Here is a 22,429-nt window from a genome sequence, read left to right on the forward strand (position 1 = left end):
CCTGAGCGTTGATTATTTTAGCCTCGCCAGCAATGCCGCCCGCGTCGCCTCGTCCACGAAGGCCGCCTCGATCGCCGTGCGCGTCATCGCGTCGATCTCGTCGTCGCGGAAACCGAAGGCTGTCGATGCCAGCTCGTATTCGCGCTTCAGCGAGGTGTGGAAGAAGGGCGGGTCGTCGGAGCTGATCGTCACCCGCACGCCGGCGTCGCGCAGCTTGCGCAGCGGATGCGATTGAAAATCCGGAAAGACGTTGAGCGCGACGTTGGAGCCGGGGCACACCTCCAGCACGGTGCCGAGATCGGCAAGGCGCCTGACGAGATCCATATCCTCGATGGCGCGCACGCCATGGCCGATACGCTGCGGGCGCACCAGGTCGACGGCATCGGCAACGGAAAAGGCGCCGCAGACCTCGCCGGCATGGATGGTGATGCCGAGGCCGGCCTCGCGCGCGATGTCGAAGGCACGGGCATAATCGGCCACCCGCCCCATGCGCTCTTCGCCGGCCATGTTGAAGCCTGATATCAGCGGATTGTCGCTCCTGGCCGCATATTCCGCCGCCTTCACCACCCGCTCGGGGCCGAAGTGACGTTCGCCGGTTACGATGAGCCGTGCCTCGATGCCGGTTCTTGCCTTGGCGCCGTGGATACCGGCCGAGACGCCGGCCATATAAGCATCGGCGCCGAGGCCGATGCGGTCGCCATGGTCGGGCGAGACGATGAGCTCGCTATAGATCGTCCCGATCTCGGCAAGCTCTTCCAGATAGGTTTCCGTCAGTAGCGCATAGTCTTCCTCGGTGCGGTAGACCTCGGAGACCTTGTCGTAGCAGACGAGGAACTCGGCAAAATCTTTCCAGAGGTAAACGCCATCCTTGAGGAAGGCGCTGGTATCGACGCCATATTTTTCCGCCTGTGCAAGCGTCAGCGCCGGCGGGGCAGCACCCTCCAGATGGCAGTGCAGCTCCACTTTCTTCAAATGCGATGTCAAAGGAAATTCCTCCCGTGCGGCCCAGCCGCAATGCCCAGATGACGCGCGACCGTCTCGCCGATATCGGCATAGGTCTGACGGATGCCGATTGCGCGCGAGCGGATGCCCGGTCCGTAAGCCATGACCGGCACGCGCTCGCGCGTATGATCCGTACCGCGCCAGGTCGGATCGCAACCATGGTCCGCCGTCAGAATGACGAGATCGCCGGCCTTCAGCTTCTTGTGCACTTCCGGCAGTCGCGCGTCGAAGGCTTCGAGCGCCGCGGCATAGCCCGGCACGTCGCGGCGATGGCCGTAAAGCATGTCGAAATCGACGAAATTGGTAAAGACCAGATCGCCGTCGGCGGCCTCGTCCATAGCCTTAAGCGTTGCGTCCATCAGCGCCATGTTGCCATTGGCCTTGATGACTTTGGAAATGCCCTGATGGGCGAAGATATCGCCGATCTTGCCGACGGCATGCACCGTACGCTCGGCCTTGACGAGACGATCGAGCAGTGTCGGCTCCGGCGGCGGCACGGAAAAGTCGCGGCGATTGCCTGTACGCTCGAATGTGGCAGCAGTCTCGCCGATGAAGGGGCGGGCGATGACGCGGCCGATATTGTAGGGATCGAGGAGGGCGCGCACGATCTTGCAGAGGCCAATCAGCCGGTCGAGGCCGAAATGCTGTTCGTGCGCGGCGATCTGGAAGACGGAATCGGACGAGGTGTAGCAGATCGGCTTGCCGCTGCGAATGTGTTCTTGGCCGAGCTTTGCAATGATATCCGTACCGGAGGCATGGCAATTGCCGAGAATGCCGGGCAGATCGGCCGCTTCGCAGATGGCTTTCACCAGCTCCGGCGGGAAGGCGTCGCCTTCGGTCGGGAAGTAACCCCAATCGAACATGACGGGCGTTCCGGCGATCTCCCAATGGCCTGACGGCGTGTCCTTGCCGCGGGAGACTTCGCTGGCACAGCCATGGAGACCATAGAGCTTTTCCGGCAGAGGCATGCCGGCGGGATAGCTGCCCGTTGCCGCCTTGGCGATCTCCAGGAGGCCGAGGCCGGACATATTGGGCAGCAGCAGCGGTCCCTGGCGCAGGCCTTCGCGGTCGGCGGCGCCCGCCGCGCAGAATTCGGCGATGTGGCCGAGCGTATCCGCGCCTTCATCGCCATAGCTTGCCGCATCCGGCGCGCCGCCGACGCCGAAAGAATCCAGAACGAAGAGAAAGGCGCGCGCCATACATCACCCTATAAGAATGTCGTCACCCGGAGGAGGTCTTCCGGGACATTGGACGTCACCCATATAACGGAGGCATCGCGTTGGCAATTTTCCGTTTTGGAATGGCCGGCCGAGGCACGGTCCCCAAAAGGTACGGTCCCGAGGACAGGCGCTCAGCAATCGCTGCAGCTGATCGAATTGCCGACGCGCTGACGATAGTAATATTGCCGGCTGATGGTGATCTGGTTGGTGCCGCTCGGCAGGAAATTGGCGCCGAAGCTGATGAGCTGGTAGGGAAGGGAGAGCTCGCTGCGCACCAGGAATGTGCTTGCCTGGTTCATGTTGGCCGGCACGGTGGTGGTCGTGCCGGAAGAATAGGGGGTCGTTCCGTCCTTTGCCCAGGACCATGCCACCGTGGCCTTGCCTGTTGCGTCGATCGCAATGCCGGTGATCTTCAACGTCAGGCCTGTCGTGGCGTAGGGCGCGAAGATCGCGCCCGCCACCGGGGGCATGGTGGCAAGCACCGACTTGGTGACGCTCGACTGCTGCGAGACGATATCGGCAATCGATCCCGCCGAGCGGCTGGCGCGCTTGGAGACATTGAGGCCGACGGTGAGCTCGAAGGCGCCAAGGTAAAGCATCAGCAGCACGGGAAAAAGAATGGCGAATTCGATCGCGCCGACGCCGCGCTCATCGCGGGCAAAGCGCCGCAGAATGCCCGAGGGCATCGTGTCCTTTTCGATCATGGTCGCAGCGCCGCTCACGGATAGTTCTCGTTCTGGAAGGCGGCTGTCGCGACCATGAGATAGACTGACGCCGAGCCGTCGGATGGACGTACATTGGTAAGATAGGGGCGCAGCAGATCCGTGATGATCTGCCAGCGGTAATAGGCGCGCACCATGTTGAGCGATTTGGCGCCGCCGGGTGCGAAAGTAAAACTCGAAGAATTAAGATCGGAATAGGGATCGGTCGACGATTTGCGGGGGATCGTCGTCGGCATCGATGCGAAGCTCGAATAGCTTTCCACATCGAGATAGAGGTTTGTCGGCGTCTGCAGTTCGGATGAGGAGCAGGTGATGAGCACGGCAATCTCGTTGCAGAACGCCTGACGGAACTGCTGTGACGTCCTATACGAGGTCTTGTTGGGATCGATCGTGATCTGCCCCGTTCTGATCTGCCGCGCCAGAGTATCGACGGCGTTTGAAACGACCTGCTCGGCAGTAAAGGCGACGAAGGTCTCGATAATGGCAAAGATGATCAGGAAATAGGGAATGGCAAGCATGGCGAATTCGATGGCCGCGGCGCCGTCCCGAGAACGCAGCAATTCGCGCAGGCTGCCTCGGGCACGTGGCCTGGCAGGGCTTATATTGGCGAGAAGATCACTATCTGGCGTCATGGGAAATCCGCGGCGATTTACACGCGGAGGACACTAGAATTGCTTTGTTGATAATCCGTTTCTCTTCTCTATTCATATTTAGAGGAAGCCGGGATTATTACTTGCCGCGTAATCTTTTGAAAGTAATTTCGAATATTTGCGCTGTCGAATGTAGTTACTGCCCGGCTGCCGTGGCTGTCGTCGCCGTGTTGTTCTGCTGGGCATGCTGTTCGCAATTGGGCGTGCATGACAATACGGCGCGATCCGTCTGCCGGAAAACGCGAACCGTATTGCCTTCATCGATCGACACCAGGATCTGCTCATCGACGATGGCGTTGCCGTCGGTGTCGAGCAGGATAATATTCGTCGTCCCGAAGCTGCGGCCGGTCAGCACGATGGTCTTTGGATCGGCAACGGTCGCGTCGGCGACCTGCGAATTGCCGACGATGACCTTGCTGACAGGGCGATCAAGCTTCAAGACGCGCGCGTGATCCATATAGACGCGCAGCAGGCTTTCTCCAGCGTTGGAAAGCTGCGGCGTCAAGCCGGCCATGGCGACGATGCCGGCAAGGAATGCGGTTCTGCCGCCGATTGGCATGGTTTGGCCTCTTGGAAAGCGTATGGCGAAAGGATTTGTCGGATAGAATGGGAAATATTGGTGAATGAACGATTAAGGGCGACGCCCTTCGTGTAGTTATGATGCAAATGTCCCGTAAATGGCTTTTACCTTCGGCGTTTATGTCCGATATGCGTTACTTTGAGACGAGTCGTATAAACTACTAATATTCATGCATCTAATAATTTTCTTTTAGCTGAAGAAGTTCTTTAAAAACGCATGGGAAGACATAAATTCGATATTTACTATTCTTTTTTGACTTCATTATTCAAAATTCATTAACCCAATTCCTTAAAGCGATGGAAACGGCGAACGACTACCGTGCAGTTCATCCGATCAACGGCAAACAGTTGACGGACGTGCTGTCAACAAAGTGGAGTTTATTCATGTCCAAGCTTTTCTCGCGTTTCCTGAAGGATGAATCGGGTGCGACTGCAATCGAATACGGCCTGATCGCTGCCCTGATCTCCGTCGCCATCATCACCGCTGCCACGACGCTGGGCACCACGCTCAGCAACACCTTTAGCTCCATCTCCAACAAGATGAACAACGCTGCTGCAAAGTACTAAGCGTTAACGATACGCGCTGTAGGTATATACGACAGGAAACCGCCCAAATATTGGGCGGTTTTTGGATTTCATAACTTAGCCCGGGCGCTCGAGATGATTGAAGCCGCGACATTGCTGATTTTCCCGCTTTGCATGTCGGTTGCGGCCATCTCCGATCTTCTGACCATGACGATACCAAACCGGATATCGCTCATTCTTCTCGGCACTTTTGCCGTGCTCGCGCTGCCGTTGGGATTGCCTTTGACTGAGGTCGGGATGCACGTTGGTGCCGCGGCTGTGGTCTTTTGCTGCTGCTTCGTGCTATTCGCCATGAACGTCATGGGCGGGGGCGACGCAAAGTTGCTGGCAGCATCCGCACTCTGGTTCGGCCTTGATCCTTCCCTTCTTGCTTTTCTGGTTTACGTCTCGCTCCTTGGTGGCGTGTTGACGGTCGTCGTTCTCTTGCTGCGCTCTCAATCCGATGTCATCACGGCAATAGGCTTGCCACTGCCGAATTCATTGCTGGGTGCCGACAAGATTCCATACGGTGTCGCTATTGCCATTGGCGGTTTCCTCGCCTTCCCAGCTTCGCCGCTCGTTATCGCAGCGACACAGCGGGTGCTCTAAACAGCAACGCGCGCGTACAATTTCTTCTTATGTGAAGAAAGCCTAATGTAAATCAAGTAATTATGGTTAAGTAATCATAAATGTAACCTACCATTAACCATAATTACACCAATTGCCGGTCATTCTACAGGGCGAAGAATCCTGTTCCTCAAGGAATGACCATGAAACCCGCTCGCATAATGATACTCGCAGTGGCAGCCGCCGCGGCCGGGATGGCCGGCCTGCTGGCGATGCGCCTGTCTGGTTCGCGCAATATCGTGCCCCAGCAGGTTGCGGCGATCGTGGAAAAGGAAGCAACGACCAATGTGCTGGTTGCGAGCGCCAATCTGCCTGTCGGCTCTCGTCTGAACGAAAAATCAGTTCAATGGATGGCATGGCCGGAAGGCGGCGTCGTCAAAGGTTTCATTACCCAGAGCGAGCGGCCCGATGCCTTGAAGGATCTCAACGGCGCCGTCGTTCGCCTGCCGATATTCGAGGGCGAACCGATCCGCGAGGAAAAGGTCGCCGATTCCAGCAGCCGCATCCTTTCTTCATTGCTGCCGGCCGGCAAACGGGCCGTTGCCACCGAGATTTCCGTCGCCACCGGCGCCGGCGGCTTCATCCTCCCGAATGATCGGGTCGACGTGATCATGGTCCGCAAGGGCTCGCAGCAGCAGCTCGTCACCGAAACGGTGCTGAGCAACGTCCGCGTCTTGGCCGTCGACCAGCAGATCGAGGAAAAGCAGGACGGAAGCAAGGCCGCGGTCGGCGCCACCGCGACGCTCGAGCTGACGCCGGACCAGACGAAAGTCCTGACCGTCGCGCGCCAGATGGCCGACCGCCTGACGCTGGCATTGCGCTCCGTCGCCGATGCGCAACAGCCCGATACGACGGCGGCCGACTATCTTCTGGCCGGCGACAATGGCGGCGGGCTCGTCCAGGTCATCAAGTCGGGAACGATCGTGACCGATGGCCCGACCGGGCCGAAGCCACAATGAGAAGGGGCGACATCATGGTCAAGACAAGCAACAAAGCCAGCCTTTCTCTCGCTGCAATCCTCTCTTTCTCGGTCGCCTTTGCGGGTCTGCCTCTGGCTGATCTTCCGGCCTTTCTGCGCACTCCCGCAGCGCTTGCGGACGGCTCCGACAGCATCGTCACCATCGCTGGCCTTGGCACGAAGCGCACGTTGAAGCTCGGCCTCAACAAGGCGCTCGTCGTCGATCTGCCGGCCGACGCGCATGATATCCTTGTTTCCGATCCCAAGATGGCGGATGCGGTCACGCGCACCTCGCGTCGTATTTACCTTTTCGGCAAGACGGTCGGCCAGACCAACATCTTCATCTTCGGCGCCGACGGCAAGGAGATCGTCAGCCTCGATCTCCAGATCGAGCGCGACATTGCCGGTTTGCAGGCCAATCTCAAGCGCTTCATTCCCGACTCCGACATCAATGTCGAGATCGTTTCCGACAATATCGTGATGACCGGCACGGTGCGCACGCCCCAGGATGCGACACGTGCCGAGCAGCTTGCACAGGCCTTCCTCAAAGGCGGCGAAGCGACGACTCGAAACCAGACTGCCTCGGGCAGCGGCGACAACAACTCGGTCGCTATTTTCGCCGAAACGCGGCAGACGTCACAGATCGTCAATATGCTGCAGATCGAAGGCGAGGATCAGGTGACGCTCAAGGTCACGGTCGCCGAAATCAAGCGCAGTGTGCTGAAGCAGATCGGCTTCGACAATCTCATCAGGAATTCTTCCGGGCTGACGGTAGCCCAGCTCGGCAGTCCTGTCTCGGATGCGACGGCGGCAGCCGGCGGCGGCGGTCTGGCCAGCTTGTTCAAAACCGCCATCGGCAAATACAATATCAGTACTTATCTCAATGCTCTTGAGCAGGCTGGCGCCGTCCGCACGCTGGCTGAGCCGACGTTGACGGCGATCTCCGGCCAGGCCGCGACCTTCAATTCGGGCGGACAGACGCTATACGCCGTCACGAACAAGGACGGGAGTGTCACGGTCACACCCTTCACCTATGGCATCAGTTTGGCCTTCACGCCTGTCGTGCTGTCTGCTGGACGAATCGCCCTGCATGTGCAGACTCAGGTTTCCAATCCGGTTGGCACGGCTAACGCCGGCACGGCAACCTACAACCAGCGTGCCGCTGATACTTCGGTGGAGTTGCCGTCCGGCGGCTCGATCGCTTTGGCCGGTCTCTTGAGCGATACCATTCAGCAGACCACCAACGGTACGCCAGGCGCCTCGAAGATTCCAATCCTTGGCGCGCTGTTCCGCCAGAAGAGCTTTCAGCGCGACGAAACCGAGCTGGTCATCATCGCGACACCTTATCTGGTGCGGCCTGTGGCCCGCAGTCAGCTTGCTCGTCCAGACGACAACTTCTCGCCGAGCAACGACGTCAGCGGCTTCTTCATGAACCGTGTCAACAAGATCTACGGCCGCAGGGATGGGCCGCCGGTCGCGGACGCCGATTTCCACGGCACCGTCGGCTTCATCTACAAGTGAGGGGCAGGGATCAAGATGCGCGCCTTTTTAACCGGATCAACGAGAAATCAATCGATGGCCAGCCTCGCCCGTAACGCGCTTCGCCCCCTTCGCCGCAGCTTCTCGGCACTGGCATTGATTGCACCGACCTTGATCCTCACGGCCGCCCTTGGCGGTTGTGCCGGTTCCCCGGATGGCATGAAGACGAGCGCCATCAAGGACGATTATCGCCAGCGCCATCCTATCGTGCTGACGGAAAAGGAACACAATGTCGACATACCGGTGGCAACCGGTGACCGGCAATTGACCGTGGGCATGCGCGACACCGTCCGCGGCTTCGTGCAGGATTATCGAGCATATGCAAGCGGCACGGTCGAAATCCTGGCACCGCGCGGGTCAATGAATACGCAGGCCGCGTCAGCCCTGCGTCAACAGATTCGGAAAGAATTGGTGGCGAATGGCATTCGCTCCAATCGTATCGTCGAAAGCTATTATGCAGCGGGTGATCCGGGCGACGCCGCTCCGATCCGCTTGCGCTTCACCGCCACGACGGCAGCCACCAATACCTGCGGCCAATGGCCTGACGATCTCGCCGACAACGCCATCGACAATCAGAACTACTATAATTTTGGCTGCGCGACCCAGCATAATCTGGCGGCGCAAGTCGCCAATCCAACGGACCTGATCGCACCTCGCGCCGTGTCGCCGATCGATACCGATCAGCGCAGCAAGGTAATCGACAATTACCGCAATGGCACAGTCCCGATCAGCACCGCTACCCTTGGTGGCTTCAGCGGAGCCGGTCAATGAGCATGAGGATTGCCCGCCGGCGGAACAGGATGAGATCATGAACGCCATCGAATACGATATTGGCTCGACTGCTGCGGAGGCTGAAGACGTCGCGCGCGGGGGCAATCTCGATAGTCTACGGCCTTTGCCGCGCATTTCCGTGCATGCCTTCTGCGAAAGCGAGCAGCTGCAGCAGGTGATGGACCAATGCGCCAATGACCGGCGCATGTCCAGGGTCAGCTTCCGGATCACCAGCGGCAACGCCACGGCGGCGGCAAACATGTTCGCTTCGGCGCCGACCCCCAATCTGATCATTCTCGAGACACGCGCCAATCCGCGCAATCTGCTGGCTGAACTCGAGCCTCTCGCCGCCGTCTGCGATCCGAGCACCAAGGTCGTCATCGTCGGCTACCACAACGACATTGGCCTCTACCGCGAGCTGATCCGCAACGGTATCTCCGAATATATCGTGCAACCCACCGACATGGTCGACCTGATGACGGCGATGGCGTCGATCTTCATCGATCCCGACGCCGAACCGCTCGGCCGCAGCATTGCCTTCATCGGCGCCAAGGGTGGGGTGGGCGCATCCACCATCGCGCATAATTGCGCCTTCGGCATCTCGAGCCTGTTCTCCACCGAAACCATTCTGGCCGATCTCGATCTGCCCTACGGCACGGCAAATATCGACTTCGATCAGGATCCGGCACAGGGGATTGCCGAGGCTGTCTACGCGCCGGAGCGTCTGGACGAAGTCTTTCTCGATCGATTGCTGACAAAATGCTCGCAGCACCTGTCGCTGCTGGCCGCACCCTCCATGCTGGATCGCGCCTATGATTTCGAGGGCCAAGCCTTCCTGCCGGTGCTCGACGTTCTCCAACGCAGCGCGCCGGTGGCGGTCCTGGACATACCCCATGTCTGGACGGAATGGACGCGCTCGGTGCTTGCCGCCGTCGATGAGGTCGTCATTTGCGCGGCCCCCGATCTCGCCAACCTGCGCAATGCCAAAAACCTGATCGACGCTCTGCGCAAGCTGCGGCCCAACGACAAGGGACCGCACCTCATTCTCAATCAGGTGGGCATGCCGAAGCGACCGGAAATCAACCCTTCGGAGTTCTGCGCGCCGCTGGAGACGGATCCGATCGCCATCATCCCCTTCGATATCAATTTGTTCGGCAATGCCGCCAACAGCGGCCGGATGATTTCGGAGACGGATCCCAAGTCGCCGATCGCCGAGACCTTCTCGCAGATATCGCACATCGTAACCGGCCGTGTCGCTTTGAAGAAGGCGAGAAAGGGCGGTCTGCTTGGCCTCCTGAAGCGGAAGTAATCGTTTGATTTCGCATGACTTTCCCGAAGGCGAGCCTTCATGAAAGTCATGCAGCAGCAGTAGAATTGGATCGAAAGCATGTTTGGCAAGCGCGGAAATGAAGGTCCTGCAAAAAGCGGCGGCACGACGCCTCCGCCGGCGCCGGCGCGTGCGCCGGCTGCAACCGCGCCCGCGGCATCGGCCGTGCTGATAGAGCCGTCGCGCGATTCCGCCCAGCAGCGCCAGCAGGTCGCCCCTCCGCCGATGCAGACGCCCAGTCGCCGCCGGCCGGCCCGCACCGAGGAATATTACGACACGAAGTCGCAGGTCTTTTCCGCGCTCATCGACACGATCGACCTCTCGCAGCTTTCCAAGCTCGGCCCGGAAGCGGCGCGCGAGGAAATCCGCGATATCGTCAACGACATCATCACGATCAAGAATTTCGCGATGTCGATCTCAGAGCAGGAGGAGCTGCTCGAGGATATCTGCAACGACGTGCTCGGCTACGGTCCGCTGGAGCCGCTTTTGGCCCGCGACGACATCGCCGACATCATGGTCAACGGCGCCGGCCAGACCTTCATCGAAGTCGGCGGCAAGACCGTCGAATCGGAAATCCGTTTCCGCGATAATTCGCAGCTTCTTTCCATCTGCCAGCGCATCGTCAGCCAGGTCGGCCGCCGCGTCGATGAATCCAGCCCGATCTGCGACGCGCGCCTGCCCGACGGTTCGCGCGTCAACGTCATTGCGCCACCCTTGGCGATCGATGGTCCCGCGCTGACCATTCGTAAATTCAAGAAGGACAAGCTGACGCTCGATCAGCTCGTCCGCTTCGGCGCCATCACGCCGGAGGGGGCAACGCTGCTGCAGATCATCGGCCGCGTGCGCTGCAACGTCGTCATCTCCGGCGGCACGGGTTCGGGCAAGACGACGCTCCTGAACTGCCTGACCAACTATATCGACCGCGACGAGCGCGTCATCACCTGCGAAGACACCGCCGAACTGCAGCTGCAGCAGCCGCATGTCGTGCGTCTCGAAACCCGCCCGCCGAACATCGAAGGCGAGGGCGAGATCACCATGCGCGATCTGGTCAAGAACTGCCTGCGCATGCGTCCCGAACGTATCATCGTCGGCGAAGTGCGCGGACCCGAGGTCTTCGACCTGCTGCAGGCGATGAACACGGGCCATGACGGCTCCATGGGCACGATCCACGCCAATACGCCGCGCGAATGCCTGAGCCGTATCGAATCGATGATCGCCATGGGCGGCTTCAGCCTGCCTGCGAAGACCGTGCGTGAGATCGTCTCCACCTCCGTCGACGTCATCATCCAGGCCGCCCGTCTGCGCGACGGTTCGCGCCGCATCACGCAGATCACCGAGGTGATCGGCATGGAAGGCGACGTAATCATCACGCAGGATCTGATGCGCTACGAGATCGAGGGTGAAGACGCGAACGGCCGCATCATCGGCCGGCATCTTTCCACCGGCATCGGCAAGCCGCATTTCTGGGATCGTGCCCGCTACTACAATGAGGAGCGGCGGCTCGCAGCCGCGCTCGACGAGATGGAACAGAAGGCGCAATAGGATTTCACGATGTTCGGTGTCGATCCAATAGTGCTGTTGATTGTCATGCTGACGGCGGTTTCGGCAGCCGCCGTCTGCTATGGCATTCTCTATTCGCGGATCGAGGCACAGAAGAAGGCCGCAAGCCGCGTCAACCGGGTCAAGCAGGCCGAGACCGACCGTGTGAAGGTCAAAGTGGCGCGCGATCGCGTCCAGGAAATGTCCAAGCGGCGCAAATCCGTGCAGGACTCGCTCAAGGATCTGGAGCGTCGCCAGTCCGAAAACACCAAGAAAAAGCAGTCGCTGAAGGCGCGTCTGGCGCAGGCCGGTTTGTCGTTGACACCGTCGCGCTTCTACGTTTTCAGCGTGCTGTTCGGCCTGTTCGCGGTGCTGATCTTTTTCATTGTCGGTGCTCCGCCCCTGGTCATCCTGGGACTGTTCTTTGCCGTCGCTTTCGGTCTGCCGCGCTGGATTCTAGGCTTCCTCGTCAAGCGTCGGCAAAATAAATTTCTCGAGGAATTTCCGAACGCGCTCGATCTCATCACCCGTTCCCTTCGCTCGGGCCTGCCGCTCAACGATGCGGTGCGGCTGGTGGCTGCCGAGGCGCGCGATCCGGTCAAGTCGGAATTCCGGCGGGTGGTCGAAGCGCAGCAGGTCGGTCTCAGCATGTCGGAAGCCTGCGCGCGCATGACAAACCAGATGCCGCTGCAGGAAGTGAATTTCTTCTCGATCGTCATCACCATTCAGGCCCAGGCCGGCGGCAACCTGTCGGAAGCTCTGGGCAATCTCGCAAAGGTGCTGCGCGACCGCAAGAAAATGAAGGCGAAGGTCCAGGCGCTGTCGATGGAAGCAAAAGCATCCGCCGTCATCATCGGCGCTCTGCCGTTCATCGTGATGCTGCTCGTCTACATGACATCCCCGCAATACATGATGGTCCTGTTCACCGATCCGCGCGGCCATCTGATCATGGTCGGAGCCGGTATCTGGATGTCGTTCGGAATCTTCATCATGCGCAACATGGTCAATTTCGAGATCTGAGCGGAAGGAGCCGCGTAGCCCATGTCCGATCTGGCCGCCAAACTGACCGATCCCGGCACTCTTCTCGCCGTTGTCGTTGCCATTGCCGTCTTTGCCACTTTCTATACGATCGCCATGCCGCTACTGGAGCGCGGCGATCTCAACAAGCGCATGAAGGCCGTGTCGACGGAGCGCGAGCAGATCCGCGCACGCGAGCGGGCCCGGCTGAGCGCAGATGGCGGCAAGGCATCGCTGCGCAGCCACAACAATCGAAACGCCAGACAGATCGTCGAGCGCTTCAATCTGCGAAACGCGCTGGTTGATGCCAATACCATGAATCGCCTGCGCGCCGCCGGCCTGCGGTCCGAAAACGCGTTGAACATGTTTCTGGTAGCGCGATTCTTCCTGCCGTTCCTGTTCCTGGCGGCTGCGATCGTGCTGGTTTTCGTTCTCGGCTGGTTTGCCGCAAAGCCCCTTCCGATCCGCCTGCTCGGCGTCATCGGCACCGCCTATCTCGGTTTCTATGCACCGAACATCTATGTTTCCAACCGGATGGCCAAGCGTCAGAAGTCGATCAAGCGCGCATGGCCGGATGCTCTCGACCTGATGCTGATCTGCGTGGAATCGGGCATCTCGATCGAAGCCGGCATGCACCGCGTGTCCGAGGAAATGGCAGAGCAATCCCCGCCGCTTGCCGAGGAAATGGTGCTGACCACGGCCGAACTTTCCTTCCTGCAGGATCGCCGCACGGCCTTCGACAATCTCGCCGCCCGCACGCAGATCGACCTCGTCAAATCGGTGACGCAGGCGCTCATCCAGGCCGAACGCTACGGCACGCCGCTCTCGCAGGCGCTGCGCGTCATGGCGCAGGAAGGCCGCGACGAGCGCATGAACGAGGCGGAGAAGAAGGCAGCCGCCCTGCCGCCGAAGCTGACCGTGCCGATGATCATCTTCTTCCTGCCGGTCTTGATGGCTGTCATCCTCGGCCCGGCGATCATCCAGGCCATGGACAAGTTCTGATCTGGCGGCTTGTCTATCGCGTGTGGACATGATTAATCTTCGATCCGACGTTGTGGACAGCCGGAATCGGAAATCCTCGGCACGCCCTGGAGGCTGCCGTCCATCGGCGAATAGATGTCCAGTCATATCGGGAGGTGTCGCATGTCGTCCATGGCAGTGTTTCTGAGCGTTATTGCCGCAGTCCTAATCGGCGCCGTCAGTCCCGGCCCGAGTTTCGTGCTTGTCTCTCGTATCGCCGTTTCCCGCTCGCGACAGGCGGGCCTCGCCGCGGCTTTCGGCATGGGGACGGGCAGCGTCATTTTCGCAACCTTGGCCCTGTTCGGCTTGAACGCCCTGCTGATGAAGGTCGAATGGCTGTATCTGGCGCTGAAAGTCGCCGGCGGTCTCTATCTGATCTATGTCGGCATCCGCATCTGGCGCGGCGCGGCGGACGATCTTCCGATTGATTCACCTGCGACACCGAAGGCAGCGGGCGCGGCACGCAATTTCCTCTTTGCGCTCGGGACCCAGCTCAGTAATCCGAAGACCGCCATCTTCTATGGCAGTATCTTTGCAGCCCTTCTGCCGGCGGTTCCTGCGCCCTGGCTGCTGGCGGCCGTTCCTCCGGCGGTCTTTCTGGTCGAGGCCGGATGGTACACGGTGGTGACGATCGCCTTCTCGTCGAACCGTCCGCGCGCAATCTATCTCGGTGCCAAGCTCTGGATCGATCGCGTGGCCGGCGTCGTGATCGGAGCGCTCGGAGCGCGGCTGGTGGCCGAAGGCCTGCCGCGTCATCTCTGGCGTTAAGGATCGAGGCGGCCGAGTGCTTCTTTGGCCGTGTTTATTCGACCGCTTTCCTGGCATCGCCGCCTGATGCAAGCTTCTGCCAGGAATTGCGCTGTGCCAGCATGCCCCTGAGGTAGGCGACGTTGGCATTCGCCTGCTGCGGCGTCAGCTCCTGGCGGGCAATCTGTTCCGCGTCGGCAAAACGACCCTGCAGGCCGACGACCAGCGCCAGGTTCTGCCGCACGCGGCTGTCGGCGCCCGGCTGCGAGACGGCCGAGCGAAGGTAGTTTTCGGCATTCTTGAGGTCGCCGGTCAGCACATAGGACATGCCGAGATTGGAAAGAATTGTCGGCTCGTTAGGGACCAGCACCAGTGCATCGCGATATTTGGCGCGCGCATCGGCGGAGCGCCCGAGTTGGTCGAGGATGGCACCTTGTGCGGAAACCAGACGCCAGTCCGGCCGGTCCGGCAGTTGTGCGCGGTCGATGGTCGACAGCGCTTCGGCGAGCTGGCCCGCAGCCGCCTGTGCCTTGCCGTAGGCGGCAAGCACGCCGCGATCGGTCGGATTGGCGATTGCCACCTGCTGCATGACGGCGAGCGCCTGGTCGTTGCGGCCACTCACGCGCAAGGCATTGGCATAATTGACCCCGGCATCGCGATCTCTAGGATTGGCATCATAGGCCTTGCCGAATGTTGCCGTCGCCTGTGCGAGTTCGGTGCCGTTCATCGTGTCGAGAGAATTCGACGTCTTCGGGATCGAACCGGTCGTCATCCGGTCTTTTCCGGTCGTCGTGCAGCTTGCGAGCGCTAGCGCCAGAAGTGCTGCGGAAGCGCCCCGGAAAAGAAAGATTCTGAGTGACGACGCGGTTGAAACGGCGGGCATTTCGCTTATCCCTGAATTCCATAAGTCTTGCGCGAGGCCTAGAATCGGAACAGGGAAAGGTTCGACGCAATGTTCGCTCCAGCAATAATCTGTTAACCCTAACAGACGGTTAACTCTCGATTCTCTGAACTCATCATCAAAGGATAGTCATGGCCCCCTACCAGTACATCGAGCGTGCGACGCCCTTCAATTCGAAGGGTGGTGCGACGCTGCCGATCTTTGCTGTCACTCCGGCACATATCGAGACCGGCACCATCGATCCCATCGCGCTCGATTGGGCCAGCAAGGCCGGTTACAAGGCGGAAAGCGGCTCGCTGCTGCTGATCCCGACGGCCGATGGACATCTGGGCGGGGCTTTGTTCGGGCTCGGCTCCAATCCCTCCGAACAGCCCTTCCTGACGGGAAGGCTCGCGCGCAGCCTGCCGGCGGGCGATTGGCATGTGGAAACGGCGCCGCTGACGGCGAACCGGCTTTCGCTCGGCTTCGGCCTCGGCAGCTATCGCTTCGAGCGCTACAAATCCGAAAAGGCGCCGGCGCCGACGCTGATGATCCCGCGCGATGCCGATGCCGCCGACATCAAGCGCCAGCTTGCCGGCGTCTTTCTCGCCCGCGATCTCATCAACACGCCCACCAACGATATGGGGCCGGAGCAGCTCGAAGCCGCCTTCCGGGCGCTTGCCGAACACTACAAGGCGGAGATGTCGGTCATCATCGGCGATGATCTCCTGAAGGAGAATTTCCCGCTCGTGCACACCGTCGGCCGCGCCAGCGCCGATGCGCCGCGCCTGCTGGAACTGCGCTGGGGCAAGAAGGGCCATCGCCGCATCACGCTGGTCGGCAAGGGCGTCTGCTTCGACACCGGCGGCCTCGACATCAAGCCGGCATCCTCGATGCTGCTGATGAAGAAGGACATGGGCGGTGCCGCGAACGTCATGGGCCTGGCGCTGATGATCATGGACGCGAAGCTCAAGGTCGACCTGCGCGTCATCATTCCCGTCGTCGAGAACTCGATTTCGTCCAACGCCTTCCGCCCCGGTGATATCTACACGAGCCGCAAGGGGCTGACGGTGCAGATCGACAATACGGATGCCGAGGGACGGCTGATCCTTGCCGATGCGCTTGCCTATGCCGATGAGGACGCGCCGGACCTGATGATCGACATGGCGACGCTGACGGGCGCTGCCCGCGTCGCGCTCGGCCCCGACCTGCCGCCCTTCTTCACCGACGACGACGATCTTGCCCGCGATCTGACCGAAGCGAGCCTGGAAACGGACGATCCGCTGTGGCGCATGCCGCTCTACATGGGCTACGACAAGGATATCCGCACGAAATTCGCCGATATCACCAATGCTCCATCAGGCGGCATGGCCGGCTCCATCACCGCCGCCCTGTTCCTCAAGCGCTTCGTGACCAGAACGCCGAGCTGGGCCCATTTCGATATCTACGGCTGGGCGCAGAGCGAGCGGCCGCATTCGCCCGGCGGCGGCGAGGCGCAGGCGATCCGCGCGCTGTACCATCACATCAGGCAGAGCGTTCGGTAGGATCGACGAACTGCCCGTCATCCGCCCTCGTGGTTCGAGGCTACGGTCCTGCGGACCTTCGCACCTCACCATGAGGGCTGCTCCTCTTGCCGGTTGCGAATTCGCTCCGCCTCATGGTGAGGTGCCTTGTTGCCGCAGCGTTAGCGTAGGCGGCAAGGCCTCGAACCACGGGGCGGCCACAGATCGTTTCGCCGTTAGTCCCCTTGAAACCGCCACGATCTTGGCTGAGGCTGGAACGGTAGCGTAACGAATTTTGGGGTTGCCCTTGCCGCTTGAACTCTCTGCCTCGCAGGCTCTAGGCCTCTGGCATGGCGTGACGCTCGCTCAGGTGCGCCGCGAGGACCATGATTTGACGCTGCGGCAGACGGCGATCCTGCTTCAGATTTATCTCGTGCCGCCGCCGCATACCGTGCGCGGCCTTGCCGCGACGCTCGGCGTCACCAAGCCGGTCATCACTCGGGCGCTTGACACCATGGGCGTGATGGGATTGGTCGATCGCGTGCGTGACGATCGCGACCGCCGCAACGTCATCATTAAGCGTACAGTCACCGGCGCGCTCTATCTTGAAAAACTCGGCGATCTCGTCATTGAGCACGGCCGCAAATTGTAATCTCAGGAATTTCGTCATGACGCTCGACCGCCGCCTCAATGCCTTCAGGCCCGATCTTGCCGAGGTCTCTCTTAAAGGCAAAGTCGAGGCCGAGCGCTTCATCGAGGGCAGCAGCGCACGCGTCGCCGTTCCCGTCGTCGCGCTTCGGCCCAAGCCGGATCTCGCCTCGGGCATCGATACCGAGCTCTTGATGGGTGAGGAGGTCACGGTTTTCGAACGCCACAATGGCTGGTGTTGGGTGAAGGCGCTCTCCGACGACTATGTCGGCTATCTCCCCGAAGCGGCGGTCAAGCAAGGCGCGGCGGCACCGACCCATGTCGTCATTCCCCAGCGCACCTTCCTCTACCCCGAGCCGGAACTGCGCAAGCCGCATGCCGCAGTCCTCTCCATGGGCAGCCTCGTGTGCGTTACCGGCACGGCGGAGGCGCGGGGCAATCACTATGTTGTCCTGGAGGACGGTACCGCCATCTTCGCCAAGCATGTGAAGCCGATCGGCGACAACCGGGGCGGCGACTTTGTCGACGTCGCCTTGCGCTTTATCGAGACGCCCTATCTATGGGGCGGACGCTCCGGGCTTGGCATCGATTGTTCCGGCCTCGTGCAGCTGGCGCTGTCGATGACGGGCCGCGCAGCACCGCGCGATACCGACATGCAGGCCGCAGGACTCGGCCGGCCGATTGCCCGCGACGAGCTGAAGCGCGGCGATTTCGTCTTCTGGAAGGGCCATGTCGCCATCATGGAAGATCCGGAAACCATCGTCCACGCCAACGGCCACACCATGACCGTCGCTCGCGAGAATTTTGCAGCCGCCATCGAGCGTATCGGTTGGCTTTACGGTCAGCCGACGGGTTATCGACGTTTCGTCGACTGATCCGCTCCGGAACCGCTCTTTCTCTCGCTCGTTATCTCTTTGATCGAGATATCCTATCGAGAGGAGAACACACATGCCCATCACGGCAATGGAAAAGACGGTCCGGGATATTCTGCTCGACAGCCACATGCGCAAGAGCGGCAAGATCGACAGGCTGCGCGAGCTGCAGAGCGAGGCTCGGGCTATCCAGCGTGCCGGCAGCGAAAGCGCCATGAGCGCGGATGATGGTCTTCAGGATGATCTGCGCGTGATCGAGAAGGCGTTGCACGATCTTCACGCCGATATCAAGGAAAAGGGTGCCGCCACCCTTTAGGCGACGGCACCCGAACGGTCATCTTACGGCGTGCGCGGTCGAGCGATCCAAATCCCGGCGATGATGACGATGCCGCCAAGGGCCTGTATCAGCGTGACGTTTTCGCCGAACAGGAACCAGGCGAAAAGCGCGGCTGCGATCGATTCCAGGAAAATGACGAGGGAGGAAAAAACGGTCGGCAGCCGTCCGAGCGCCACCGAAAGCAGGCCTTGTCCGCCGGCATGGCTGATGAGGCCCAGCGCCAGGAGAACGCACCATCCCGAAATCGACTGCGGCAATATCCGCGGCTCGAAGAAGAACGCGACCAGGAACAGGATCGTGGCGGTGATGATGCTGAGTTCGAAGGTGACGCGTGCTGCATTCGTTTTCGGGCGCGCCGCGCCGACCGCCAGGAAATAGAGGCCGAAGAACGCGCCGGTGATGATGGCAAGCGCGTCGCCGACGGCGCGGCTCGGATTGAATGCAAGGCTTTGCGCCACAAGCGCAGTGCCGCCGGCAAGGCAGACCAGAAGTCCGATGAGCGTGGTGCGATCGACCCTCTGCCGCAGAAGAAGCCAGCCGAAGATGACGACCCAGAGAGGCGCCATGGTCGCAAAGAACGTGGCATTGGCAATCGTCGTCCGCATGATGGCGAGGTGCCAGAAGAACAGGTCGCCCGTAAACGCGATGCCGGCGAGAATGATCGGCAGCGTAAAGCTGGCGCGAGGTGCCGTGACGTCCGAAGCCTCCGCATATCGCATCCAGATCCAGAGGATAGGCAGCGCCAGGAAGACGCGCCAGAACGCGCTGGCGAAAGGCCCGACATCGGCCAGGCGCACGAGGCTTGGGGAGATGCTCATGGCGAGCGCGGCAAGGAGCATCGCCACCACCCCGAAAAGGAATCCTTTCGAGGCGTCGGAACCTGTCTTGGCGGCAGCATGGCGGTTTGAACCTGTCCTCTCGCCAGGATCTGCGGCGCCTGTATCGTAATCGGTGTCCGGCTGTGACATTCTCGAGCCTTTGCAAGTCAGGTGATTTGTGGCGCAAAGCTAGTACATGCGGGAAGAGTATTTGGCTCCATTTTGGCGGTTTTCATGCAATTTTGTTTCCTCTTTGCGGTAAGGATGTTTTGAAATGCGCAAACCCGCCGATCTCGATGAATTCGACCTGGCGATTCTCGATCTTCTTCAGAAGGACAGCACCGTTCCGCAGCGCAAGATCGGTGAACTGATCAATCTCTCGGCGCCCGCCGTGCAGCGGCGCATCAAGCGCATGCAGGCCGATGGCGTCATTGAGGCGAATATCGCGGTCGTCGATCCGGCGACCGTCGCCTTGCCGATCACCATCATCGTCGAAGTGCAGATCGCCGACGAACGCTATGAGCTCATCAATGCGATAAAACGCAGCTTCCTGCAGGCGCCGGAAGTGCAGCAATGCTATCAGGTGACGGGCGAAGCGGATTTCGTTCTCGTCGTGATGGTCGCCAGCATGGTCGAATATCAGGTGCTCTGCCGCCGCCTTTTCCACGACAATCCGAATGTCACGAAGTTCAAATCACTCGTCTCCATGGACCGGGTGAAGATTGGCCTTTCCCTGCCATTGAGGCGGGACTAGGTAGAGCGCGCATCCAGCGAGGCTAAGCGCCGCTTCTCGGAAGGATGCTACGAACATCTATCGCATCCCAATGCGCCATGACTTTTTCTTGAAAGCGCGCTTTGTCAAATATGACTTCTCCATCGTCCTGGGTCCGAAAAATATCATCCTTGGACACAACAGCTTCTAGAAAGCGCGGCGACCGTTTGTTCAAATCATAAGAAAAGTGACTGTGCAGGTATTCAAAGGAGAACATTGCAACGCAATAGTTGTCGAATGCTTCATATTGCGAAAAGTTGGCTGTGGCACATTCGTCCAAGGTCATGACTGGATAGAAGTACCGTCCGCGAAAGCGCGAATTTGATTTGAAACGCTTGAGGACACCAACGTCTTCAAGCGCATCGGCTGGCCACTCCCAATTGCCCATATAGTCATGGCTGAACGCCTCACGAAGGACGCCGTTCTCATCAAGGCCCGAGTAAAAGTCTGCGTACTTTCGGTCGTCATCTATTTTCCGGTAAACCTCAAACAGGAACTCATACAAAAGCGCTGCCACGGTTGTATTCTGCAATTTCTGAATCTCCCCACCCTAGCTCGGCTTTTAGGACTATCCCGCAATTGTCGGGCTATGCACCTGGCGACTAGGTCGCACAATTCCGTGTCGCAAGTGCAAGTTAGGAACGGAGTCGTTTGAGCTTGCACGCTCCTTATGGCAGTCTCACTAACCCTGAACGATCGTGGCATCCCGGCATACGGTTCTCTCTTGGTTTTACTTTCGACGACCGGACCTGTTGCCCATCGAACCGCTCGCCTCGATCTTGATGACGTCATCCCTCAAAGTCCACGGGAATGTTGCTTCTGCGCGGAGAACAATGAACGTGATCTCCGCACAGATCGTCTGTCTTGGGAAGGCATGAAATCGTCTACCGAAGGGCAAACAAAATTCACAGACCAACGGCGGGGTGTCAACTCGGACGCTTCGGCCAGGTTGCGACGCCGCCGGTCCAATCCTCATAGGCTTTGGAGAGGCGAAGCACCAGCATGTCGCCGAAGCGCGGGCCGACGATCTGCAGGCCGATCGGCATGCCGGAGCGGGAAAAGCCGCAATTGATCGACGAGGCCGGCTGCTCCGACATGTTCCACGGAACCGTGAAGCCGATGTGCTCGAAGGGCAGGGCGGGGTCGTTGGTGGGGGAAGCCCATTCGGCGGGATAGGAGACGATCGGATTGGTCGGCGAGAGCACGGCGTCGACTTCGGTAAAGAGCTTGCCGCAGCTCTTGCGCATCTCGATCGTCTGGTTGAAGCCGCGAACGGCATCGACGCCGCTGACGTTGGCGCCGCCCTTCGCCCAGCTATGGATATAGGGCAGGATTAAGTCGCGGCGCTCTTCGCTCAATCCCATGATGTCGCCCCAGAAGCGCGCGCGCCAGAAGAGATCGAGCCCGTCGAGCATCTGCCTGGTCAGCACCGGGGCGACGTCGATGATGACGGCACCTGCTTCCTCGAAGCGCCTGGCGGCGGCCACGACCGCATCGCGCACCTCGTCATCGACGGGCAGCCCGCAGCCCGCGTCCAGCATCAGACCGATCTTCATGCCGCCGACATCGATGTCGAGATTCATCCAGTCGATGTTATCGGGCGGCAGGCTGGTGCCGTCGCGCCAGTCGGGACGCGAGAGCGTCGCCATGGAGAAGGCGGCATCCTCGACCGTGCGGGTCATCGGTCCGGCGCATCGGCCGAGATAGTAGGGATCGACAGGAATGCGGCCATGGCTGGGCTTAAAGCCGAAAATGCCGGTCCAACCTGCCGGCAGGCGCACCGAGCCGCCAATGTCGGTGCCGATATGCAGCGGTCCATAGCCGGCTGCGGCCGCCGCCGATGCACCGGCGCTGGAGCCGCCCGGATTTTGGCTGGGATCCCACGGATTGCGGCTGAGCTTGTGGAAGCTGGAGAGGCCGGAGGAGAGCATGCCGTAGTCGGGGCACGTGGTCTTGGCGAAAATCACCGCGCCGTCCTCGCGCAGGCGGGCGGCGATCGGCGCATCCTCGGCGGCGGGAACCAGCTCGACGGCCGCCGTGCCGAGCGGCACCGGCTGGCCCTTGGTGGCGATCAGCTCCTTCAGCGTCACCGGAATGCCGTCCAGGGCTCCAAGCGGCGTGCCCTTAGCCCAGCGCTCCGTGGAGGCGGCCGCCTGCTTGCGTGCATCTTCTGGATCATAGGCATAGAGAGCAGCGATTGTCGGCTCCCATGCCTCGATATGCTGTTCGAGCGCCAGCCAGTATTCGCTGGGGGACAGGCTCTTGTCGGCAAATTTGCGCCTGAGGTCTTGGATGGAAAGATCGGTCGGTTCGGTCAT

At 60.5% G+C, this 22,429-nt stretch carries 24 protein-coding genes; 15 read left to right on the forward strand and 9 right to left on the reverse strand.

From position 1 onward, the window contains the following. Positions 1-12: 12 nt before the first annotated feature. From CCGE531_RS01630 to CCGE531_RS01650, 5 genes are all read right to left on the reverse strand, one after another. Positions 13-984: an adenosine deaminase gene (locus tag CCGE531_RS01630; protein ID WP_120662630.1), complete on the reverse strand. Its 972-nt coding sequence runs from the start codon at positions 982-984 to the stop codon at positions 13-15. Further along, positions 981-2,201 (reverse strand): phosphopentomutase, encoded by a 1,221-nt coding sequence (locus CCGE531_RS01635; protein ID WP_120662631.1) that lies wholly within the window; start codon positions 2,199-2,201, stop codon positions 981-983. Before CCGE531_RS01635 ends, CCGE531_RS01630 begins: the two co-directional genes overlap by 4 nt. 152 nt (positions 2,202-2,353) lie before the next feature. Then, the gene (locus tag CCGE531_RS01640; protein WP_120666362.1) at positions 2,354-2,926 is read right to left on the reverse strand and encodes a TadE/TadG family type IV pilus assembly protein; all 573 of its coding nucleotides are present in this window, start codon (positions 2,924-2,926) and stop codon (positions 2,354-2,356) included. Between the two features lie 14 nt (positions 2,927-2,940). After that, positions 2,941-3,576 carry a TadE/TadG family type IV pilus assembly protein gene (locus tag CCGE531_RS01645; protein WP_120662632.1) on the reverse strand — a complete coding sequence of 212 codons (636 nt, stop codon included), beginning with the start codon at positions 3,574-3,576 and terminating at the stop codon, positions 2,941-2,943. A 154-nt stretch (positions 3,577-3,730) separates the two neighbouring features. Further along, positions 3,731-4,153, reverse strand: coding sequence for a pilus assembly protein N-terminal domain-containing protein (locus tag CCGE531_RS01650; RefSeq protein ID WP_120662633.1), 423 nt, complete (start codon positions 4,151-4,153; stop codon positions 3,731-3,733). A gap of 404 nt (positions 4,154-4,557) precedes the next feature. On the opposite strand from CCGE531_RS01650, the gene CCGE531_RS01660 reads away from it, so the two are divergent. The 10 genes from CCGE531_RS01660 to CCGE531_RS01705 all read left to right on the forward strand — a co-directional run bounded on the left by CCGE531_RS01660 (position 4,558) and on the right by CCGE531_RS01705 (position 14,303). Further along, positions 4,558-4,740, forward strand: a complete 183-nt coding sequence (locus tag CCGE531_RS01660; protein WP_120666366.1) for a Flp family type IVb pilin — start codon at positions 4,558-4,560, stop codon at positions 4,738-4,740. A 93-nt stretch (positions 4,741-4,833) separates the two neighbouring features. Beyond that, the gene (locus CCGE531_RS01665; RefSeq protein ID WP_120662634.1) at positions 4,834-5,346 is read left to right on the forward strand and encodes a prepilin peptidase; all 513 of its coding nucleotides are present in this window, start codon (positions 4,834-4,836) and stop codon (positions 5,344-5,346) included. Positions 5,347-5,507: 161 nt separating this feature from the next. Continuing rightward, positions 5,508-6,323 carry a Flp pilus assembly protein CpaB gene (gene cpaB / locus CCGE531_RS01670; RefSeq protein WP_120666368.1) on the forward strand — a complete coding sequence of 272 codons (816 nt, stop codon included), beginning with the start codon at positions 5,508-5,510 and terminating at the stop codon, positions 6,321-6,323. A gap of 14 nt (positions 6,324-6,337) precedes the next feature. Continuing rightward, entirely contained in the window at positions 6,338-7,843 is a 1,506-nt protein-coding gene (locus CCGE531_RS01675) for a type II and III secretion system protein family protein (protein WP_120662635.1), read from the forward strand. 54 nt (positions 7,844-7,897) lie between these two features. Then, positions 7,898-8,632, forward strand: coding sequence for a CpaD family pilus assembly lipoprotein (locus tag CCGE531_RS01680; RefSeq protein WP_120662636.1), 735 nt, complete (start codon positions 7,898-7,900; stop codon positions 8,630-8,632). Between the two features lie 37 nt (positions 8,633-8,669). Further along, positions 8,670-9,941: a CtpF protein gene (locus CCGE531_RS01685; protein ID WP_120666370.1), complete on the forward strand. Its 1,272-nt coding sequence runs from the start codon at positions 8,670-8,672 to the stop codon at positions 9,939-9,941. 78 nt (positions 9,942-10,019) lie between these two features. Beyond that, positions 10,020-11,501: a CpaF family protein gene (locus CCGE531_RS01690; RefSeq protein ID WP_120662637.1), complete on the forward strand. Its 1,482-nt coding sequence runs from the start codon at positions 10,020-10,022 to the stop codon at positions 11,499-11,501. A gap of 9 nt (positions 11,502-11,510) precedes the next feature. Beyond that, positions 11,511-12,518, forward strand: coding sequence for a type II secretion system F family protein (locus CCGE531_RS01695; RefSeq protein WP_120662638.1), 1,008 nt, complete (start codon positions 11,511-11,513; stop codon positions 12,516-12,518). A 21-nt stretch (positions 12,519-12,539) separates the two neighbouring features. Continuing rightward, a complete protein-coding gene (locus tag CCGE531_RS01700; RefSeq protein WP_120662639.1) occupies positions 12,540-13,517 on the forward strand; it encodes a type II secretion system F family protein in 978 nt (325 codons plus the stop codon). Between the two features lie 141 nt (positions 13,518-13,658). Beyond that, entirely contained in the window at positions 13,659-14,303 is a 645-nt protein-coding gene (locus tag CCGE531_RS01705) for a LysE family transporter (protein ID WP_120662640.1), read from the forward strand. Between the two features lie 34 nt (positions 14,304-14,337). Here the strand turns inward: CCGE531_RS01705 and CCGE531_RS01710 are convergent, their stop codons facing one another. After that, positions 14,338-15,165 (reverse strand): tetratricopeptide repeat protein, encoded by an 828-nt coding sequence (locus tag CCGE531_RS01710; protein WP_120662641.1) that lies wholly within the window; start codon positions 15,163-15,165, stop codon positions 14,338-14,340. Positions 15,166-15,314: 149 nt separating this feature from the next. On the opposite strand from CCGE531_RS01710, the gene CCGE531_RS01715 reads away from it, so the two are divergent. From CCGE531_RS01715 to CCGE531_RS01730, 4 genes are all read left to right on the forward strand, one after another. Beyond that, positions 15,315-16,706 (forward strand): M17 family metallopeptidase, encoded by a 1,392-nt coding sequence (locus CCGE531_RS01715; RefSeq protein ID WP_120662642.1) that lies wholly within the window; start codon positions 15,315-15,317, stop codon positions 16,704-16,706. Positions 16,707-16,971: 265 nt separating this feature from the next. Continuing rightward, positions 16,972-17,316 (forward strand): MarR family winged helix-turn-helix transcriptional regulator, encoded by a 345-nt coding sequence (locus CCGE531_RS01720; protein ID WP_092714672.1) that lies wholly within the window; start codon positions 16,972-16,974, stop codon positions 17,314-17,316. A gap of 16 nt (positions 17,317-17,332) precedes the next feature. Continuing rightward, positions 17,333-18,187, forward strand: coding sequence for an NlpC/P60 family protein (locus CCGE531_RS01725; protein WP_120662643.1), 855 nt, complete (start codon positions 17,333-17,335; stop codon positions 18,185-18,187). A gap of 73 nt (positions 18,188-18,260) precedes the next feature. Beyond that, positions 18,261-18,500: a hypothetical protein gene (locus tag CCGE531_RS01730; RefSeq protein WP_120662644.1), complete on the forward strand. Its 240-nt coding sequence runs from the start codon at positions 18,261-18,263 to the stop codon at positions 18,498-18,500. 23 nt (positions 18,501-18,523) lie between these two features. Here the strand turns inward: CCGE531_RS01730 and CCGE531_RS01735 are convergent, their stop codons facing one another. After that, positions 18,524-19,489, reverse strand: a complete 966-nt coding sequence (locus CCGE531_RS01735) for a DMT family transporter (RefSeq protein ID WP_120662645.1) — start codon at positions 19,487-19,489, stop codon at positions 18,524-18,526. Positions 19,490-19,613: 124 nt separating this feature from the next. Here CCGE531_RS01735 and CCGE531_RS01740 point away from each other — a divergent pair, with 124 nt between their 5' ends. Further along, positions 19,614-20,093, forward strand: coding sequence for an Lrp/AsnC family transcriptional regulator (locus tag CCGE531_RS01740; protein WP_120662646.1), 480 nt, complete (start codon positions 19,614-19,616; stop codon positions 20,091-20,093). 22 nt (positions 20,094-20,115) lie between these two features. Here the strand turns inward: CCGE531_RS01740 and CCGE531_RS01745 are convergent, their stop codons facing one another. Together CCGE531_RS01745 and CCGE531_RS01750 are read right to left on the reverse strand one after the other, a co-directional pair. Further along, positions 20,116-20,643, reverse strand: a complete 528-nt coding sequence (locus tag CCGE531_RS01745; RefSeq protein WP_120662647.1) for a hypothetical protein — start codon at positions 20,641-20,643, stop codon at positions 20,116-20,118. Positions 20,644-21,037: 394 nt separating this feature from the next. After that, the gene (locus CCGE531_RS01750) at positions 21,038-22,429 is read right to left on the reverse strand and encodes an amidase (RefSeq protein ID WP_120662648.1); all 1,392 of its coding nucleotides are present in this window, start codon (positions 22,427-22,429) and stop codon (positions 21,038-21,040) included.

This window comes from Rhizobium sp. CCGE531 (genome assembly GCF_003627795.1).
Lineage (GTDB): Bacteria > Pseudomonadota > Alphaproteobacteria > Rhizobiales > Rhizobiaceae > Rhizobium.